At 62.3% G+C, this 18430-nt stretch carries 17 protein-coding genes; 8 read left to right on the forward strand and 9 right to left on the reverse strand.

Annotated features, from left to right (window positions below; all coding sequences use genetic code 11):
* Position 1: 1 nt before the first annotated feature.
* Complete coding sequence (locus HP556_RS06630) at positions 2-556, forward strand: PQQ-dependent catabolism-associated CXXCW motif protein (RefSeq protein ID WP_175366376.1); 555 nt, start codon at positions 2-4, stop codon at positions 554-556.
* Positions 557-650: 94 nt separating this feature from the next.
* Here the strand turns inward: HP556_RS06630 and HP556_RS06635 are convergent, their stop codons facing one another.
* From HP556_RS06635 to HP556_RS06660, 6 genes are all read right to left on the reverse strand, one after another.
* Entirely contained in the window at positions 651-1220 is a 570-nt protein-coding gene (locus HP556_RS06635; RefSeq protein WP_175366377.1) for a TMEM175 family protein, read from the reverse strand.
* Positions 1221-1659: 439 nt separating this feature from the next.
* Positions 1660-2268 carry a hypothetical protein gene (locus tag HP556_RS06640; protein WP_175366354.1) on the reverse strand — a complete coding sequence of 203 codons (609 nt, stop codon included), beginning with the start codon at positions 2266-2268 and terminating at the stop codon, positions 1660-1662.
* A complete protein-coding gene (locus HP556_RS06645; protein WP_175366355.1) occupies positions 2265-3113 on the reverse strand; it encodes an ABC transporter permease in 849 nt (282 codons plus the stop codon). Before HP556_RS06645 ends, HP556_RS06640 begins: the two co-directional genes overlap by 4 nt.
* On the reverse strand, positions 3110-3931 hold the full coding sequence (locus HP556_RS06650) for an ATP-binding cassette domain-containing protein (protein ID WP_175366356.1): 822 nt from the start codon (positions 3929-3931) through the stop codon (positions 3110-3112). The genes HP556_RS06645 and HP556_RS06650 overlap by 4 nt, the downstream gene beginning before the upstream one ends.
* On the reverse strand, positions 3928-4920 hold the full coding sequence (locus HP556_RS06655; protein ID WP_420878651.1) for a YVTN family beta-propeller repeat protein: 993 nt from the start codon (positions 4918-4920) through the stop codon (positions 3928-3930). The genes HP556_RS06650 and HP556_RS06655 overlap by 4 nt, the downstream gene beginning before the upstream one ends.
* On the reverse strand, positions 4917-6098 hold the full coding sequence (locus tag HP556_RS06660; RefSeq protein WP_175366357.1) for an ABC transporter substrate-binding protein: 1182 nt from the start codon (positions 6096-6098) through the stop codon (positions 4917-4919). Before HP556_RS06660 ends, HP556_RS06655 begins: the two co-directional genes overlap by 4 nt.
* Before the next feature lie 163 nt (positions 6099-6261).
* On the opposite strand from HP556_RS06660, the gene HP556_RS06665 reads away from it, so the two are divergent.
* The gene (locus HP556_RS06665; protein ID WP_089266262.1) at positions 6262-6741 is read left to right on the forward strand and encodes a DUF3280 domain-containing protein; all 480 of its coding nucleotides are present in this window, start codon (positions 6262-6264) and stop codon (positions 6739-6741) included.
* A gap of 13 nt (positions 6742-6754) precedes the next feature.
* On the opposite strand, the gene fghA is transcribed toward HP556_RS06665, so the two are convergent.
* Positions 6755-7600 carry an S-formylglutathione hydrolase gene (gene fghA / locus HP556_RS06670; RefSeq protein ID WP_175366358.1) on the reverse strand — a complete coding sequence of 282 codons (846 nt, stop codon included), beginning with the start codon at positions 7598-7600 and terminating at the stop codon, positions 6755-6757.
* Positions 7601-7671: 71 nt separating this feature from the next.
* Positions 7672-8292: a response regulator transcription factor gene (locus HP556_RS06675; RefSeq protein WP_068734560.1), complete on the reverse strand. Its 621-nt coding sequence runs from the start codon at positions 8290-8292 to the stop codon at positions 7672-7674.
* Between the two features lie 206 nt (positions 8293-8498).
* Here HP556_RS06675 and HP556_RS06680 point away from each other — a divergent pair, with 206 nt between their 5' ends.
* Together HP556_RS06680 and HP556_RS06685 are read left to right on the forward strand one after the other, a co-directional pair.
* Positions 8499-9920, forward strand: coding sequence for an ATP-binding protein (locus HP556_RS06680; RefSeq protein ID WP_175366359.1), 1422 nt, complete (start codon positions 8499-8501; stop codon positions 9918-9920).
* A gap of 106 nt (positions 9921-10026) precedes the next feature.
* Positions 10027-12444, forward strand: a complete 2418-nt coding sequence (locus HP556_RS06685) for a TonB-dependent receptor (protein ID WP_175366360.1) — start codon at positions 10027-10029, stop codon at positions 12442-12444.
* A gap of 13 nt (positions 12445-12457) precedes the next feature.
* Here HP556_RS06685 and HP556_RS06690 read toward each other — a convergent pair whose 3' ends face one another.
* The gene (locus HP556_RS06690) at positions 12458-12841 is read right to left on the reverse strand and encodes a YkvA family protein (protein ID WP_175366361.1); all 384 of its coding nucleotides are present in this window, start codon (positions 12839-12841) and stop codon (positions 12458-12460) included.
* 218 nt (positions 12842-13059) lie between these two features.
* Here HP556_RS06690 and HP556_RS06695 point away from each other — a divergent pair, with 218 nt between their 5' ends.
* The 4 genes from HP556_RS06695 to HP556_RS30090 all read left to right on the forward strand — a co-directional run.
* Positions 13060-14841 carry an acyl-CoA dehydrogenase family protein gene (locus HP556_RS06695; protein ID WP_175366362.1) on the forward strand — a complete coding sequence of 594 codons (1782 nt, stop codon included), beginning with the start codon at positions 13060-13062 and terminating at the stop codon, positions 14839-14841.
* Positions 14842-14948: 107 nt separating this feature from the next.
* Positions 14949-15710: a crotonase/enoyl-CoA hydratase family protein gene (locus HP556_RS06700; RefSeq protein ID WP_089265991.1), complete on the forward strand. Its 762-nt coding sequence runs from the start codon at positions 14949-14951 to the stop codon at positions 15708-15710.
* Between the two features lie 363 nt (positions 15711-16073).
* Positions 16074-17702 (forward strand): bifunctional metallophosphatase/5'-nucleotidase, encoded by a 1629-nt coding sequence (locus HP556_RS06705; RefSeq protein ID WP_246297448.1) that lies wholly within the window; start codon positions 16074-16076, stop codon positions 17700-17702.
* A gap of 542 nt (positions 17703-18244) precedes the next feature.
* The coding region (locus HP556_RS30090) for a hypothetical protein (protein ID WP_210269100.1) at positions 18245-18430 on the forward strand (186 nt) is incomplete at its 3' end.

Raw genomic sequence — 18430 nt, forward strand, 5'->3', positions numbered from 1 at the left:
CATGCGTTACGCCATCCTTCTCGCGATGGCACTGGTGATGGTCACGACGGCCCGGGCCCAGGATATCGTCCCCGAGCCCGACGACTATCGCACCGACAATTATCGCACGCCGGTGCCGGCGACGCTGAAAGGCGGACGCGTCATCACGACGAAAGACGCGGAGGCGATCTGGCGCGACAAACGTGGCGCTTTCATTGATGTCATGCCGCGTCCGCCGAAGCCGGCCAATCTGCCGCCGGAAACGGTCTGGCGCGACAAGCCGCGGCACAACATTCCGGGCAGCCTGTGGCTGCCCGACACCGGCTACGGCAGGCTGGCCACCGAGACCGAGGCCTATCTGCGGGATGGTCTCGCGCGCGCATCGGCCGGCAACCCCACTGCGCTTCTGGTGATCTACTGTCAGGCCGATTGCTGGATGTCGTGGAATGCCGCAAAGCGCGCGTTGTCCTATGGCTACAGCAATGTCGTCTGGTATCCGGAAGGCACCGACGGTTGGGAGCTGGAGGATCTACCGCTGGCGGATGCGCAGCCTGAACCGCGGCCGCCGGCAAACTAGGGCGTGACCCCATAAACTTGGAGCGGACGGCAGACGCCCATCGCGGGGCGGCTAGCCATTGCATACGAGGAAGCCTTGGCAGAGATCGAGCTGGCTAATTCGTTCTCGGCGGCCAGCGCCGGGCCGCCAACCAGCCCGCCAGAGGCGCGCCAAAGGCCAGGCACCACATGAATTGCGCAACGAATGGAGCGACGGCGGCCATCACCGTTGCGAGCACGAGTGCAACGACCGGAAAGACCGCGATTGCCAGCAACTCGGAATTGCGGCGACCTCGCAGCGCCAGAGCCCATAGCAGCGCGTTCAAGCTGGCAATGACTGTCAGATGGAAGCCGTAGCTTACTGCGACGACACTATCGAGCCGATACGCGCCGTAAAGTCCATTCGTCACCGGAAGCATGACAATCGACAGCAGGAAGATCAGATTGAGGAAGACTTCGCCGCGGCTGCCTTCCGGCGCGAAAGTGAGTCGCCGATGATGGCTGAGCCAGAACACGCCGGCCACGATGAAACTGATCATCAGCGCGATGACAGGTTGTGCGTAGGCACCGACAAGCTCCATCCAGGCCGGCGCTTTTGTGAACCTGCTGGCCTTCGGCAGATCGTAGGCGAGCAACGTCATCGCAACGCCGAAGATGGTGTTGCTCAACGCCTCCAATCGGCGCATTTTGAAAAGGCCGATCTGCTTCAAGCTCGCTCCCCCTCAAAGCCGCCGGACACGAGACCTGGACATGCTTTCAGCTGCTGGATTGCGGGACATGGATTGCCGGTGTGGGCAAGGTAAGAAGTCGCGACGCTTCGATGGTGATCATCAAAGCACGTTGGTCGCTGTAGGGACAGGCCGCCATGTCCGAGTTCGGTCATTCACGTCGATTTTGGCATGTCCGGGATATGTCCGCTTACGGGGTGATCGCGGAAGTACGGTCCTCCGTTCTTTGCCGGTTGAAGGCACCGGCTTAGACGTGCTTCGAGCGTCCAAACCGGAACAATATCGGCGCGTCGCGACCTGATACGACGAACTCACAGCCAACTATCTGGCGTTCGTCAAACCCGCATCAATCCGAATTTGGCTATGCGCCAATGAGTCCCCAACCTGCCACGCGATATCATTCCATCTCCTGCTGGATGGTGCGGCTGAGTGCGAACAGCCGCTGATCGATCAGCGTCGGCACCTCGCAGACGAAGGTGACGACGCGGCGCCGGTCGTCGAAGATGCGGGCTTCCCATAGCAGCTTGTTATTGAGTTCGTCGATCCTCGCCTGATCGGGTGGCGACGCGCTCTGCAGTGCCTGCAGCGCGGCCGTGTCGGCGCGGACCCGATCGGCCGCTTCGCGCTGTTTACGCGTGACGCGTTCGAGACCGGCCAGCACTGTCGCGCGCTGCGCGTTCAGGCTGTCGAACAGCCCGGCAAAGATCAGTTTGCCTGACCTGGCCTTGTCCGGCGATCGCGACAGAAAATCCGTGATCGCCTTCTGCGCTTCCTCAACGGGTACGCGCCGTGTCGCCAGACGTTCGACAAGCGCGCCGACCTCCACGTCGTCCTTCCAGGCGCTGGCGACATCGTCGATCGGCGGTCCGGCCCAGACGGCAGCCAGCGAGATTTCCGGCACCTTGGCCTGAACGCACGGCCAGTCGGGATAACGCGGATCGGCGGCCTGCGCAGTGCCCGACCAGATCAACACGAGTGCTGTGATAACGCCGATCGGTCTGTTCATGTCTCGCCCCCGGCTGGTGCCCGGCGGGCAAGGCCGCGGCCGGGATCGTAAGCAATGATTGCAGCGATGGTGAAGACGGCGGTACAGCCCGCGACAACGGCAAGGGAGACCCAGTTGACCTTGTCATAGAGCGCGAAGCGGATCAGTTCGACCGCATGGGTGAAGGGATTGAACAGGCAGAGATAATAGAGCATCGGGCTGCCCTCTTGCACGCGCCACAAAGGATAAAGCGCGGACGACGCAAAGAACATCGGGAAGATCACGAAGTTCATGACCCCCGCAAAATTCTCCAGTTGCTTGATGCGCGACGAGATCAGCATGCCCAGCGATCCCAGCATCAATCCGGACAGGATCAGTGCCGGTAGAACAGTGAGATAGCCAATGAGCGGCGGAGCGATGTCCCAGAACCACGCGATCAGGAGAAACGCATAGACCTGCAGCAGGGAGACGACTGTCCCGGCCAGCAATTTGCAGACCAACAGGAACCAGCGCGGCAGCGGGCTGACCAGAAGCGTCCGCATATTCCCCATCTCGCGGTCATAGACCATCGACAACGAGGACTGCATGCCGTTGAACAACTGGATCATCGCGATAAGACCGGGCGCGATATAGACCTCATAGAGAATATAGGTCTCGTAAGGCGGGATGATCGAGATACCGAGCACCTGCCGAAAGCCGGCGGCGAAAATGAACAGCCAGACCAGCGGACGCACCAGCGCCGAGACGAAACGTTCGCGCTGATGCAGGAAGCGCAGCGCCTCCCGCCACAGGATGCCGTTGAGACAGGTGACATAATTGCCAAAACCCAGCTTGCGACGCTCATGCGCGACGAATGTCGTACTCACGATGACCTCCCGTGCCGATCGGCCGCCTCGGTCATGCTGCGGAAAGCCATGTCGAAATTGGCAGCGCCGGTTTCGCTCAGGATCTGCGTCACGGAACCGCGTGCAAGCACATGGCCGCCATGCAGCACGACGAGATCGTCGCTGGCAGTAATCTCGTCAAACAGATGTGTTGCCCACAGCACGCCGATGCCTTGTTCCGCGACCAGCATCCGGACATGCGCAAGAATATCGGCGCGAGCCTGCACGTCGAGCCCAACGGTCGCTTCGTCCAGCAACAGCAGCCGCGGCCGGTGCAGCAGTGCGCGGGCAATCTCGAGACGTCGCATCTGTCCGCCGGAGAGATCGCGCACCCGGCTGTTCACCCGGTCGGCAAGGCCGATGCGTGCAATCACCTCGTCGCCGCGCAGCCGGGCCTCGCGCCGCGCGATGCCCTGCAGCGCGGCATGATAGAGCAGGTTCTGCATGACAGACAGATCGAGATCGAGCGTACGCGGCTGAAACACCACGCCAAGCAGCCGCAAGGCATCGCTCGGCGCATCGCTGATGTCGTGGCCGAATACGCTGATCCGTCCAGTTTGAATGCCGAACAGCCGGGTGATCAGCGCTATCAGCGTACTCTTGCCCGCGCCATTGAGGCCGAGCAGAGCCGTGAAACTCGCCGGTGCGACATTGAAAGAGACATCCGAGAGCGCCTGCCGACGACCATAGCAATGGCTGATGCCTGCGACCGACAGAGCGGGTGTCAACGCCGGCGCGTCAATCGGCTCCGGCGCGTCGTGCGCGATCTGGTCAGGGCGGGATGTGTTGATCGTGGTCATGGCCGTGCCATGGCGATGCCCCAGGGCAATTCGCCGACCTGAATGGTCTTGATGACCTTTTGTGCCGCCACGTCGATCACCGAGACATCGTTGGAGACGCCATTGGTGACCAGCAGATATTTCTCATCGGGGGTAAACGCCATGTGCCAGACCCGCTGGCCCACCAGCAGATACTTGATCACTTTGTGGGTCGCCGCATCGACGACCGCGATCCGGTTGGCGGGGCCGAGCGCGATGAACGCGATCTTGGCATCCCGGGTCATGCCGATGCCGACCGGCTGAATGGCTTCGCGCCGCAGACCGGGAATGTTGAACTCGATCTTGTCGGTCACGACCCGCTTGGCGGGATCGATCACGGACACGGTGCCGCCGATCTCTGAGGACACCCACAGTTCCGAGCCGTCGCGCTTGAATTCGGCGAAGCGCGGACGCGCGTCGACCAGGACATTCGCCACGATCTGGCGCGTCGCGGTGTCGATGAAATGCGCCATATTGGTGGTTTCGGACGTGTTGATCAGGATCTTGCCGTCAGGGCTGATCGCCATGCCTTCGGGCTCGACACCGACCTGCACGTCGCCCATGCGCACGCGTTTTTCGAGATCGATCACGGTCACCGTGTTGTCGTTCTCGTTGGCGACATAGAGAACCTTGCCTGCGGCATCCTGGGTGAAAAGCTCAGGATCAGGACCGGACGGCAGCGAGTCGACCACCTTCTGGCTGGCGACGTCGATGATCTGGATGGTGTCGTCGTCGCCGACCGCGACCAGGACCGATTTGCCATCGCGCGTCAGTTCGATGCCGCGCGGACGCTGACCGACCTTGATGGTCGCGGTGACGGTCCAGCTATCGGTGTCGATCACCGAAACGGTGTTGCTCTTCTCGTTCGACACATAAGCGAGAAAGGCCGATGCAGGTACTGCCGTCGCAAGCCAAGTCGCTGCTCCACACAGCCAGACACGACACAGCATCTTCGATCTGTTCATCATCATTGCAGCCTGCATTTGCTTTCCGGACGATCTATACCGAGCGTGTCGAGCTCCGAAACCTGATGCAGGAAGCCGTCCTGCGGCGAGACCGAGATCACCATGCGCCCGTCGACCAGCAGGATCGGCTGGCGTAGCTGCAGGTTCCAGTCGCGGATCGTGAGCCGCTGCCCCTTGAAACCGGCGATGGAGAAATCGGGCGACTTCAGAAACGCCAGAATGGCTTTGCCGTCGCCCGAATTCGTGCGGGACGCGGCTTCGCCGATCATGCGGGTCGCAAGCCAGGCCTGCATGTCGCGCGCTGTCATGCGGCGCGCATTCAGTTTGGTGAAGCGGTTCTGGATCTGCACGGCGCCCCATTGATCCTGTGCAGCATGCCAACTGGTCGGCACCAGACCCGCCGATCCCGCAACCGGCCGCGGATCCCAGGTGCGATAGGGCAAATAGGAGGCGAAGACTTCGCTCTCGTCGGCGGCGATCATGACGTCATAGGCCGGTGCCTGTTGCGTGAAGACCGGGATTTGGCGCTGGATCAATGTGACGCCGCTATCGGTGCGCCGCGCGCCGCCAGTGTCCTCGAAGACGCGTTCCTGCACGATCTTTGCGCCGAACCGGGCGGCGGCCCGGCGATAGGCGTCGGCTTCAAGCCGATCGTCGTCATGCGAGCCGACCACGAGTAGCCAGCGTTTCCACTGCTTCCACACCAGATACTGCGCCAGCGCATCCGCCAGCATCGATCGCGTCGGCGCAATATGGATCACATTGGCACGGCAGTCCGCCTCGCGCAGCCGATCGTCGGCGGCACCCACATTGAACAGGATGCCGCCGCGGTCACGCACCGCGTCGGCCGCCTGCAGCAATGCATCGGGCGGCAGGTCGGCAATGATGAAGGTGTTGCGGCCAGCGAGATCGCGTGCGGCTCCGGCGACATCGTCGCCCTCCTTCACACGAATCTCCTCCAGCCCGAACTGCTGCTTCAGGAACTTGCCCGTGGTGTTGTTGTCCTCGATGGCGAGCCGCGCGCCGGCGATGCCATCGTTCTCGGACGGTAATTCGACCAGCGAAAGAGTTGCCTTGATACCGGCCTGACCGAGATAACCGATGCTGATCGTCAGCGGTTCGGCCGCCAACGCAGACGACGTCACGGCGCAGAGACTGATCGCGCCGATCAACCACCGTATCATGTTCCCTCCGGCTACTCCTTCCCGGCTTGGCGCCGGTGAAGGGTCTCGTGCTTGAAACATGAACCAATTATCGTAGCTTGCAACCTCGGATTCTGCCGACGCGTTGCATTTTAATGATGCGAGGTCCGCGATGAGAGCCCTATCGATCCCCGTGCTGTTACTGATGATGACAGCGACGGCTCACGCCGCAGCGCCTAAAGTGGCGGTGTTCAATTTCGAATGGCTGGACACGAGCCTCGAAGGCGAGGTGAAGGGACGCCGCAGCGACGAGCAGGCAAGACTACTCCATGCTGCCGACCAGCTTCGCGAGGAGATGAAGCAATCCGGCCGTTTCGAGCTGCTGGACATGTCATCCCTCAATGTTGCGGCGCAAGGCCGGAACTTGCAGGCATGCGGCGGCTGTGACGTACAACTCGCGCAGCAGATCGGTGCCGACCTCGTCATTACGGGGCTCGTACAGAAGGTCTCGAACCTGATCCTCAATATGAACATCACCCTGCGGAATGTTCACACCGGGCGGCTGGTCGCCACAATGAGCGCTGACCTGCGCGGCAACACCGACGAAAGCTGGTCGCGCGCGACGAGCTATCTGGTGCGCAACCGCCTGCTTGCTCCGAATTACGGTGCCCCGCAGCCGCAGTAATGCGAACCGCAACTCACCTTTCGAGCCGCGTCGCGTGCCAGCGCAGATGGTCGGCCATGAAGGTCGAGATGAAATAGTAGCTGTGATCGTAGCCGGGCTGGTGGCGCAGCGTCAGCGGAATGCCTGCCTTGTCGCAGGCGCTCTGCAACAGTTCGGGCCGCAATTGTTCGGCCAGAAAATTGTCGGCGTCGCCCTGATCGACCAGAAATTCGGGGAATCGCGCGCCGTCCTCAATCAGGGCAACCGCATCGTGCTTTCGCCAGGCAGACTTGTCGTCGCCGAGATAGCCGCCCAGCGCCTTGATTCCCCACGGCACTTGCGACGGCGCCACGATCGGAGCGAACGCGCTGGCCGCGCGGTAGCGATCAGGATGACGCAGCGCAATGGTCAGCGCGCCATGCCCGCCCATGGAATGGCCGAGAATCGACTGACGACTGCTATCGACCGGGAATTGATCGGCCACGAGCTGCGGCAGCTCCTCGGTGACATAACTCCACATGCGATAGTTGCGCGCATACGGCTCCTGGGTGGCATCGATGTAAAAGCCGGCACCCAGCCCGAAGTCATAGGCATTGTCGGCGTCACCGGGAACATCGGCACCGCGCGGGCTGGTGTCCGGCGCAATGAAGATCAGCCCCAATTCGGCGCATGCGGCGCGAAACTCGCCCTTTTCGGTGACATTGGCGTGGGTGCAGGTGAGGCCCGAGAGATACCAGACCACGGGCAGCCTGACGCCGTCCTGATGCGGCGGCACATAGACCGAAAATGTCATGTCAGTTCCGGTCGCGCGACTGGCGTGTTTGTAGACACCCTGCGTGCCGCCATATGATCGATTAAGAGAAACTGTCTGCATGGTCATGACTTTACAGGTTGGGTGCGGCAGCGATACGACATCGCCGAAACAAGTGATGTCTGGTCAGGGACGCCCGGTCAGGCGATGCCACGCTCGATGGCGAAACGCACCAGTTCGACCGAGCTGCGGACGCCGAGCTTTTGCCGCATGAGTGACGACGTATTGGCGACCGTCTTGTAGGAGGCGTGAACCATCCATGCAATCTCGGCGAGGCTCTTGCCGGCACCGAGCAGTCGCAGGATCTCCATCTCGCGCGAATTCAGCTTCGACAGCGGGCTTTGCGTCAGCGCAGGCCCGGCAAAAGCAAGGCTTCGCGCCATCGCCGGCGGAAGATACACGCCGCCGCGCGCAACCTCATAGACGGCCTCCAGGAGGTCGTGTGGATCGCCGGTCTTGGAGACATAGCCCTTGGCGCCGCTCTCGATCGCGCGGGCAGCGAAGATCGGGTCATCATTCATGCTGAACATGATGATGCGCATCGTGTCGTCGCGCAGCAGAATGCGCCGCGCCAGTTCATATCCGGACACGGTCGGCAGATTGATGTCGATGATGCAGATATCGGGGTCTCCGGTCAGGAAAACCTGCTCACCACTGGCGGCATCGGACGCTTCCAGCAGTTCGATCTCCGGATCGTCCGCGAACACCGCGCGGCAGCCCGATGTGACGATGGGGTGATCATCGACGATCAGAACGCGCATGGGTTAACCCCGTAAACTCTGACGGCCAGAAACTCTGTCAGCAAGTCTCGACCTGCTCCTCGATTGCTGCGCTGCATCAGCCGCGCGCCTTTGGAGTGACATGATTGACAATCGAAGGTCGCCTCGATCCGATATGATCGCCGTCGAATTTCGCTGTCAAGTTCATAGTCGCGGCATGCAGGCGAGATGCGAGTGAAAGCATGGTCATGTGGCAGAATCTTTCGCTGCGCGCGCGGATCAATCTCCTGGTAGCGCTGGTGCTCGCTCTGGGCTTGGTCGCCAATGTCGCGCGGCTCGCGCTGGAAGCTGGCCCGCGCGTCCAGGCCGAGGACCAGAGCGTGATCCGGCTGACACGTGAAGTCATCGAAAGTATCGGAACTGGCCTGAGCGAAGCGCAGGATCCGAATGCGCGGCTTGATAAAATTGTCGCCGATCTCAATCGATTGCGACATGTCAGTATTGTCAGGCAAGGCGATGGGAACATGCCGTCCCCGAAGAGTGACGGTCAGGATCGGAGCGACGGTGCAGGCTCTCCGCCATCGTGGTTCGTATCCTTGATTCACCCGGAGCGGATATCGGAGTCGGTGTCGGTGATGGTTGGCGAGAAGCGGCAGACACTGCTGATCACCTCACATCCCGATGACGAGATGCGGGAGATATGGGACGGCATCGTCACCCAGCTGGCACTCAGCCTGATCGTTGCAATGGTGTTGTTCGTCGTCACCAGCTTGGTCGTCAGGCGGGCGCTGGCGCCGCTCGATGCATTGTCGCAGGCCATGGTCGATATCGAAGCCGGGAACTATCAAGCCCGTGTCGCCCCCGCAGGAGCACCGGAACTCGCTGCACTCTGCATCCGGCTCAATCATCTCGCAGCCACATTGGGCGATGTGCTCGAGGACCGGCGGCGTCTGGCCCAACGGGCCGTCTCGCTGCAGGATATCGAGCGCAGGGATATCGCACGCGAACTGCATGATGAGTTCGGGCCATATCTCTTCGCCTTGCGCGCCCATGCAGGCGCGGTGATGCGTCTCGCCGATCACGATCCGTCAGGCACAGGTGCCTTGTCGAGGCACGGCACTGCCATTCTGGCGCAGGTCGATGTCTTGCAGCAGTTCAATCGCCGCATTCTCGAGCGATTGCGGCCGGTCGGGCTGACGGATCTAGGCTTGTCCGGTGCCATTACGGTCTTGCTGCGTCTCTGGCGCGAATCCCATCCGGAAGTCGTTATCGAGAGCCTGGTATCCCCGACGCTTGCTCCCCTTGGTGAGGTCGCCGAGCTGACCGCCTATCGTGTCGTTCAGGAAGCACTCACCAATGTGTTTCGCCACGCGCAAGCCTCTGCCGTGAGCGTGGTGATCGAACCGGTGATGGGGGCGGCGGCGAAGCCTGAATATGACAATGTATTGGTCCGCGTGCGTGACAATGGCCGCGGCCTCGATCCTGATCGCAATGGCGGCTTTGGTCTCGTCGGCATGAGAGAGCGGGTCTGGGCCCTGGGCGGGACGCTCACGGTCAGATCTGATGTGGACGGTGTGACTGTCGAGGCTATCATTCCCGTGACGGAGCCGCTGCCAAATCCGCCTGTTACGCGCGATCGGGAATTTGTCCCGACTTTATCGGGAAAATAACTGAGACGGATTTCGACATTTGCAGATAGCGCAGCCTCTCATACTCGCTAGTATCACGCTACCGAACGGTGCCATCAGAGCGCCGACGCGGAATGGGGTGAAACAGATGCGCGTAAGAGTGCTGGTCGTGGCTTCGCTGTCGACGGGTCTTCTACCGGTTTCCGAAACGGCTTTTGCGCAAAGTCCGCCTGGAGAGCCGCAGGTGCTGCCGCCTGTGGTGGTGTCCGCCCCCGCCACCGCCAGCAAACGCGGCACGCGGCGTCAGACCACCCAGCGGGTCACCGAGCGGCCGCGTACGGTCTACGTCTATCCGACCACGCCGACGTCGCGTTCCGGCATCGACGTCGACAAGGTCACGGCGAGTATCAATTATGTCGATGCCCGCGCGATCGAACGCGCCAATTCCCTGAACGTCACGGATGCGCTGCAGCAGCAAGTGCCCGGCATTCTGATCAACGAAGTCGCGGGCAATCCCTTTCAGCCCGATCTGCAATTTCGCGGTTTCGTGGCGTCGCCGGTGGCCGGTACGCCGCAGGGGCTCGCGGTCTATCAGAATGGCGTGCGTATCAACGAGGCCTTCGGCGACACCGTCAATTGGGACCTGATCCCGACCGCGGCAATCCGATCGGTCACCGTGGTCACCAACAATCCCGCCTTCGGCCTCAACGCGCTGGGCGGCGCGGTCAACATCCAGATGAAGGACGGCTTCAACTATCAGGGAGCCGAGCTCAGCACGATGGGCGGCTCGTTCGGCCGCATCCAGGGCTCGGCGCAATGGGGCAAGCAGGTCGAGGGTTTCGCCGTCTATGGCGCGCTTGAAGGCCTGCATGACAAGGGCTTCCGCAACTTCGCGACATCGGACGTCCGACGCTTTTATGGCGATGTCGGCTATCGCAGCGACAATAGCGAGCTTCACCTCAATATGGGCGTCGCCAACAACAAGTTTGGGGCATCGGCGACCGTTCCGGTCGAGCTGCTGCAGCAGAATTATGGCGCCACCTATACGACGCCTCAGACCTCGAACAACCGCGTCGGCTATCTCAATTTCACTGGAAAGGTCGAGGCGACGCCGACCTGGACGGTGGAGGCGGCGGCGCATCTTCGCTTCTTCCGGAACAAGACCCAGGATGGCAATCCAACCGGCACCCAGCCCTGTGAAGATCCGACCCTCTTGTGCTTCGGCGATGACGACACGCCGGCCAACGGCCTCAACGGCGCTCAAATTGCCAATCCCTTCGCGCCCGGCGCGGTTCTTGGCGAGAATGATCGCACCTCGACGCGTTCGACCACCGTGGGCGGCTCCCTGCAGGCGACCAATACGGATCAGCTGTTCGGCCATAACAACCGCTTCGTCGTCGGCGCCAGCTATTCGTCCAGCGCCAGTCACTTCACAGCCAGCGCCGAACTCGGCACCATCGGCCCGGATTACATCGTCACCGGCAGCGGGATTTCCCTGGGTCAGTCCGGCGATCCGATCGCGATCGGTCCGGTGTCGCTGCGGACCACCAATCGCTATGGCGGCATTTACGCGCTCGACACGTTCGATGTGACCAATGCCTTTTCGATCACCGGCGGCGGTCGCTTTAACACGGCGCAGATCGTGCTCGAGGATCAGATCGGCACCGCGCTCAACGGTGACCACACTTTCAATCGTTTCAATCCGATCATCGGCGGTACCTACAAGATCACGCCTGAGCTGACCGCCTATGCCGGCTATTCGGAAGCCAACCGCGCGCCGACCCCGCTGGAACTCGGCTGTGCCGACCCCGCCAATCCCTGCATCGTCGGTGCCTTCCTGATCTCCGATCCGCCGCTCAAGCAGGTGGTTTCGCATACGATAGAAGCTGGCCTGCGTGGCACGAAGGAGCTGAATGCGGGCACGCTGGGCTGGAAACTCGGCGCCTTCCGCGCCACCAACACCGATGACATTCTCGCAATCCCGAGCCCGGTGCTGCAAGGCTATGGCTATTTCCAGAATGTCGGCTCGACGCGCCGGCAGGGTATCGAGGCGGAGGTCACGCTGCGTGCACCGACCCTGCAGCTCTATGCGAGCTATGCCTTCGTCGATGCGCGCTTCCTTGATCCGCTCGCGATCGGCTCGAACAGCCCGTTCAAGGATGACGACGGCAACGTCCAGATACTGCCCGGCAACCAGATCCCGGCGATCCCGCGTCACCGCGTCAAGGCCGGGTTCGACTATGCACTGACCGACGCTTTCAAGGTCGGGGCTGATGCGCTGTTCGTCAGCAGCCAGTATTTCGTCGGCGACGATTCCAACCAGGCGCCGAAACTTGAAGCCTATACCGTGTTCAATGCCCACGCGTCGTATCAGATCGATAAATCCGTGCAGGTCTTCGCCCGCGTCGACAACCTCCTCGACCGACGTTATTCGACATACGGGACTTTCTTCGAGACCGACTCGGTGCCGAATTTTGCCAATGGCGGCGCCCAGTTCACGGACGCACGTTCGGTCAGCCCCGCGCGGCCGCGCGCCTTCTATGCCGGTGTGAAGGTCAGGTTCTGAGGGGCGCGAGCGATCAGACCCGCGTCCAATAGCGATAACCGAGCCACCCGAGCAGGAGTGCGCTGGCGAGCCACAATACGATGATGGCGATCATGCCCGATCTGCTGGTCGGGCGTTCTGCGGCCTCGAGCGCCTTGATCCGGTACTCCGCCATCACCTCGCCCGGGACCAGCGCCACCACGAGCCAGATACCCAGCGGCACGATGATCAGGTCGTCGAGATAGCCAAGGACCGGCACGAAATCCGGAATGAGATCGATCGGCGACAGCGCATAGGCGGCGACAGCGATCGCGAGAACTTTCGCAAACCATGGCACCCGCGGATCGCGCGCGGCGAGATAGACGGCATGCGTGTCCGTCTTGATGTTCCGGGCCCAGCTTTTGATCCGCATCAACATGGATGCGTCGTATCGCACAAGTCAGCTTCAAGATAGCCATTGATATTGCAGCAGAAGTCGGCGGATTTCGTTTCCCCATACGGAGGCTCGGATCTTGCCGCCCCAGCCACAGAGAGCCCCGGATGCGCCCTTTGGCGTGTTGAGGAGCCGCCCGTTTCGTGGGAAGACGGCGGAAAGCTGAAAAAGTGTACCCAAAGAATTTCTGGGAGCGAGATGCCATGACCTACCGAGCACCGATCAACGACATGCTGCTGGCCCTGAATCACGGCGCCGGCCTGCAGGCGGCCCTAAAAGCCGGCCATTACGGCGATTTCGACGCCGATATGACCGCTGCCGTGCTCGAAGAGGCCGGCCGCTTTGCCAGTGACGTTCTGGCGCCGCTCAATACCGTAGGCGACAAGAACGGCATCAAGCTCGCAGATAATAAAGTCACCACCGCCCCCGGCTGGCCCGATGCCTATGCGCGCTGGACTGCCGCCGGCTGGAACGGCGTCTCCGGCCCCGAAGCCTTCGGCGGCCAGGGCCTGCCGCTGGCGATCAATGCCGCCTGCACCGAAATCTGGAGCGCGTCGAACATCGCCTTCGGCCTTTGCCCGCTGCTGACACTCTCCGCCATCGAGGCGCTCGACGCCCATGGCAGCGACGAGCTGAAAAAGATCTATCTGGAGAAGCTGGTCACCGGCGAATGGACCGGCACCATGCAGCTCACCGAGCCGCAGGCCGGCTCCGATGTCGGCGCCCTGCGCTCGCGCGCCGAGCGCCAGGCCGACGGCAGCTATCGCATCTCCGGCACCAAGATCTTCATCACCTATGGCGATCACGACATGACCGATAACATCGTGCATTTCGTGCTTGCGCGATTGCCCGATGCCCCCGCCGGTACCAAGGGCATCTCGCTGTTCCTGATTCCGAAATTCCTCGTCAATGCCGACGGCTCGCTCGGTGAGCGCAACGACATCCATGCCTCCGGCGTCGAACACAAGCTCGGCATGCACGCCTCCCCCACCTGCACCATGACCATGGGCGACAAGGGCGGCGCGGTCGGCTACCTCATCGGCGAGGAAAATCGCGGCATGCTCTGCATGTTCACGATGATGAACCAGGCCCGGCTCGGCGTCGGGCTTGAAGGCGTCGGCATTGCCGACCGCGCCTATCAGCAGGCACTGGCCTTCGCGCAGGAGCGTAAACAAGGCCGCGGTATCGGCAGCAAGACGGCCGGCATGGATCCGATCATCGTGCATCCCGACGTCAAGCGCATGCTGATGCAGATGCGCTCGCTCACCGCCGCTGCGCGCACCATCTGCTACGCCACCGCCGTGGCGCTCGACGTCGCCGCGCGTTCGCCCGACGCCAAGGTGCGCACCGAAGCGGCGGCACGCGGCGCATTGCTGACGCCGATCGCCAAGGCCTTCTCCACGGATATCGGCAATGAAGTGACGTCACTGGGCGTGCAGATCCATGGCGGTATGGGCTTCATCGAAGAGACCGGCGCGGCACAGCACTATCGCGATGCGCGCATCACGGCGATCTACGAAGGCACCAACGGCATCCAGTCGATCGATCTCGTCACGCGAAAACTCGCGGCATCAGGCGGCGAGGCTGTTTGGGCACTGCTGGACGAACTCGGCGGCATCGTGTCGCGCGTCGAGGCCTCCAACGATCCCGGTTTCGGCACCACCGGCGCAAAACTCCGCGACGCGCTCGGCTCGCTGGAGCGTTCGAGCAAGTGGCTGCTGGAGAAGCTGGCCTCGGCGCCAAACGACGCTCTGTCCGGCGCCACGCCCTATCTGCGGCTGTTCGGCTCCACCCTCGGCGGCTGCATGCTGGCCAATGAGGCGCTTGCAGCGCGCGACATCGACGGCGGCAGCGACGCGACGCGTTATGTCACACTGGCGCGGTTCTTCGCCGAGAATGTTGCGGTGCAGGCTGGTTCGCTTGAACGCACCGTGATGGACTCCAGTGAATCCGTGATGTCGGCCGATGCCGTTTTGCTGGCATAAACCATCGCCCTCCATATCGGCCGCAGCGGATTGATGTAATATCCGGCAGAGGAAACGTGCCAGCCGCGCTTTTTGCGGGGCGCTGCAAGGAGCTGCAAGGGATTGACATGACCGAACATCTGATCGTGACCGACGATGAGGCCACGCGCGTGATCACGCTGCGCCGGCCGGAAAAGAAGAACGCGCTGACGCAGGACATGTATCACGCCATGTCGGACGCGATCGACACCGCGCAGAACAATCCCGATATCCGCTGCATGATCATCACCGGCGGCTCTGGCGCCTTCACCGCGGGCAACGACCTGCAGGATTTTCTGAAGGACAGCGCCGAAAAGGCCGAGTCTCCACGCGCGTCGAACGCCGTGAAGTTTCTGTATTCGCTGGCGCAGAACACCAAGCCGATCATCGCCGCGGTGGATGGCATTGCCATCGGCATCGGCACGACCATGCTGTTCCACTGCGACTATGTGCTGGCCTCGACCACCGCAACCTTCTCAACGCCGTTCATTCATCTCGGCCTGGTGCCGGAAGCCGCCTCCAGCCTGCTGTTCCCGCGCACCATGGGTCATCAGCGGGCCTTCGCCGCGCTGGTGATGGGCCGCACGATGACGGCGGAAGATGGCCAGGCCGCCGGTTTCATCAACGAAATCGTGCCGCCCGGTCACACCGAAGTCGAAGCGCGCAAGGTCGCCCGCGAAATCTGCGCACTGCCGGTGGAAGCCGTGGCAATCTCGCGCCGGCTGCTGAAGCTCCCGCCCGAGGATCTCACGCGGCGCATCGATCAGGAGAGCCATCTGTTCGGCGAGCGCATGAAGTCGCAGGAAGCGAGCGCGGCGTTCAAGGCGTTCTTCGCGCGCAAGAAGGGGTAATGATTCTGCGCTTTCTTAACCTCTCCCCGTTCTTCACGGGGAGAGGTCGACGTTCAGGCGCGCAGCGCATGAACGTCGGGTGAGGGGCGTGGCACTGTCGTCAACGCAATTGTGAGCTATCGTGTCGCTGTCATGTCAAACGATAGCGGCATGAATGACCACTTATCGCAGCGAAAGTTGCGGACATCGGACCCGAGGGATCTTCCAGAATTGCTGACATCGTGCGCTGCCCCTCACCCGACCGGCTTCGCTGCGCTTCGCCGGTCGACCTCTCCCCGCCTAGCGAAGCTGCGCTTCGCATGGACACGGGGAGAGGTTAAGAATGCAGCGCTCGCTGCGTGCACTGTTCTAGCTGGCGCACTATTGTGTGTAGCATCGGCCGCCCACGCCCAGACACCCCCCACCCCCGTCGACGTCACCGTCCTCGCCATCAACGACTTCCACGGCAATCTGCGCCCTGCCCCCGGCGGCATCGTGATCGACGATCCCGCCGACAAAACGAAGAAGATCACCGTGCCCGCCGGCGGCGCCGAGCATATGGCGACGCTGGTCAAGCAGCTCCGCGCCGGCAAGCCGAACAGCGTATTCGTGGCTGCCGGCGACCTGATCGGCGCCAGCCCGTTTCTCTCCGCGCTGTTTCATGACGAACCGACCATCGAGGCGCTGTCGATGATGGGCCTTGAGATCGCCTCGGTCGGCAATCACGAATTCGACGAAGGGCGCGAGGAGCTGCTGCGCATGCAGAACGGTGGCTGCCATCCCGTCGATGGCTGCCAGGGCCCGCATCCCTTTGCCGGCGCGACGTTCAACTATCTCGCCGCCTCGACCATCGATACCAAGACCGGCAAGTCGCTGCTGCCGCCCTATCAGATCAAGACATTCGACGGCATTCCCGTCGCCTTCATCGGCCTGACGCTGAAAGGCACGCCCGGCCTCGTGGCGCCGCCCGGCATTGCCGGTCTCGAATTCAGGGATGAAGCGGACACCGTCAACGCGCTGGTGCCCGAACTGAAGGCAAAGGGCGTCGAGGCCATCGTGGTGCTGATCCATGAAGGCGGCTTCCCCACCGGCGACTACAATGAATGCCCGGGTATTTCCGGACCAATCGTCGATATCGTGAAGAAGTTCGACAAGGCGGTCGACGTCGTGGTCAGCGGCCACACGCACCGCGCCTATACCTGCCAGATCGACGGACGGCTCGTCACCTCGGGCGACAAATACGGCACGCTGGTCACCACCATCGACCTCAAGCTCGACCGCACCACCCACGACGTCATCAGCGCGAAGGCCGACAACGTCATCGTGCGCACGGCGACCTATCCCGCCGATCCCGCGCAGACCGCCTTGCTCGCCGCCTATGACAAGGTTGCCGCGCCCATTGCCAGTCGCCCTGCCGGATCGGTCACCGCAACGCTGTCGCGCATGCCCGACATGACGACCGGCGAAAGCCCGCTGGGTGATATCATCGCCGACGCACATCTCGCCGCGACATCGGCCGGCAATCTCGGCGCCGCCGTGATCGCCTTTACCAATCCCGGCGGCATCCGCGCCGACATCACCAAATCGGTCGACGGCAGCGTGACCTATGGCGACGTCTTCGCAGCGCAGCCGTTCCGCAATCAGCTGGTGACGCTGACGCTCACAGGCACGCAAATCAAGGCGATGCTCGAGCAGCAATGGAACACCCCGAGCCGGCCGCGCATCCTGCAGGTCTCGAAAGGCTTCAGCTACGCGTGGGACAACACGGCGGCGGCGGGTCAGCGCGTCCCGCCCGGGCGCATGATGCTGGAGGGCAAGGTGATCGATCCCACGGCCAACTATCGCGTCACCGTGAACGGCTTTCTCGCCGTCGGCGGCGATGGCTTCACGGTATTGAAAGAGGGCAAGGAGCCGCTGGTCGGCGTCTACGATGTCGATGCGCTGAACGCTTACATGAAGGCCAACAGCCCGGTGTCGCCGATGCCGCTGGGGCGGATTGCGCGAGTGGATTAGCGGAACGCCTGTCGGCCCCAAGCTGTCATTCCGGAATCATCATGGCTCGTCATTCTCCGGCCCCGGAATCTCGATCCAAGCTCGTCATTCCCAGGCAAACCAGTTGGTTTGCCTGAGGGCGTGCGTCGCCGGCGAAGCCGGCAGAGCGCGAACCTCGATCCACACTCGTCATTCCGGGGCGCACGAAAGCGGCGGAGCCGCTGCAGTGCGAACCCGGAATCCCGAAATGTTCAGCTCAAAACAGGCTGAGATTCCGGGTTCCCGTGCGCGAAGGCGCGCCCGCGCCCCGGAATGACGAGCGAGGGGCGACAAGACAGCACCTAAACATTTTTTCCTATCCGACGTTGACATCATCCCCGTCAGGTTTATATTCCCCTCCGTCCTGCCCCACCGAGAGGGGCGATCGCGATCGTCACGTTCGCGGGGTGGGATGCGGTGGACGCCGGAGATGCGGCGTCACGCGGTTCATGGGGGACGTCTGTCTTCGGGCAGGACGGATCTGCGCCAGCACTGCCACTGGCAAGGAGACGGCCGACCTTCGGATGGAAAGATCCCTGGACAGTGTGACGGACGACCAAATCGAAACACGTTCGGCCAAGTGCTTTGCGGCTACCCTGTCCCTCCGCCCTGGGACATTAATTTTGGTGATGGGACCGTTCGCCATGGCAGATGTGCAAGCAACCGAAAAAACACCGCATGCGGAACGCCGGGCAATCGCTCGGCGCCTC

Origin of the sequence: Tardiphaga robiniae (assembly GCF_013359755.1) — a bacterium.
Lineage (GTDB): Bacteria > Pseudomonadota > Alphaproteobacteria > Rhizobiales > Xanthobacteraceae > Tardiphaga > Tardiphaga robiniae.

What these genes read in the sequence shown, in the direction of transcription:
- HP556_RS06630 (WP_175366376.1), top strand. Translation starts at nt 2, where the DNA reads ATGCGTTACGCCATCCTTCTCGCGATGGCACTGGTGATGGTCACGACG.
- HP556_RS06635 (WP_175366377.1), bottom strand. Translation starts at nt 1,220, where the DNA reads ATGCGCCGATTGGAGGCGTTGAGCAACACCATCTTCGGCGTTGCGATG.
- HP556_RS06640 (WP_175366354.1), bottom strand. Translation starts at nt 2,268, where the DNA reads ATGAACAGACCGATCGGCGTTATCACAGCACTCGTGTTGATCTGGTCG.
- HP556_RS06650 (WP_175366356.1), bottom strand. Translation starts at nt 3,931, where the DNA reads ATGACCACGATCAACACATCCCGCCCTGACCAGATCGCGCACGACGCG.
- HP556_RS06655 (WP_420878651.1), bottom strand. Translation starts at nt 4,920, where the DNA reads ATGATGATGAACAGATCGAAGATGCTGTGTCGTGTCTGGCTGTGTGGA.
- HP556_RS06660 (WP_175366357.1), bottom strand. Translation starts at nt 6,098, where the DNA reads ATGATACGGTGGTTGATCGGCGCGATCAGTCTCTGCGCCGTGACGTCG.
- HP556_RS06665 (WP_089266262.1), top strand. Translation starts at nt 6,262, where the DNA reads ATGATGACAGCGACGGCTCACGCCGCAGCGCCTAAAGTGGCGGTGTTC.
- fghA (WP_175366358.1), bottom strand. Translation starts at nt 7,600, where the DNA reads ATGACCATGCAGACAGTTTCTCTTAATCGATCATATGGCGGCACGCAG.
- HP556_RS06675 (WP_068734560.1), bottom strand. Translation starts at nt 8,292, where the DNA reads ATGCGCGTTCTGATCGTCGATGATCACCCCATCGTCACATCGGGCTGC.
- HP556_RS06680 (WP_175366359.1), top strand. Translation starts at nt 8,499, where the DNA reads ATGTGGCAGAATCTTTCGCTGCGCGCGCGGATCAATCTCCTGGTAGCG.
- HP556_RS06685 (WP_175366360.1), top strand. Translation starts at nt 10,027, where the DNA reads ATGCGCGTAAGAGTGCTGGTCGTGGCTTCGCTGTCGACGGGTCTTCTA.
- HP556_RS06690 (WP_175366361.1), bottom strand. Translation starts at nt 12,841, where the DNA reads ATGTTGATGCGGATCAAAAGCTGGGCCCGGAACATCAAGACGGACACG.
- HP556_RS06695 (WP_175366362.1), top strand. Translation starts at nt 13,060, where the DNA reads ATGACCTACCGAGCACCGATCAACGACATGCTGCTGGCCCTGAATCAC.
- HP556_RS06700 (WP_089265991.1), top strand. Translation starts at nt 14,949, where the DNA reads ATGACCGAACATCTGATCGTGACCGACGATGAGGCCACGCGCGTGATC.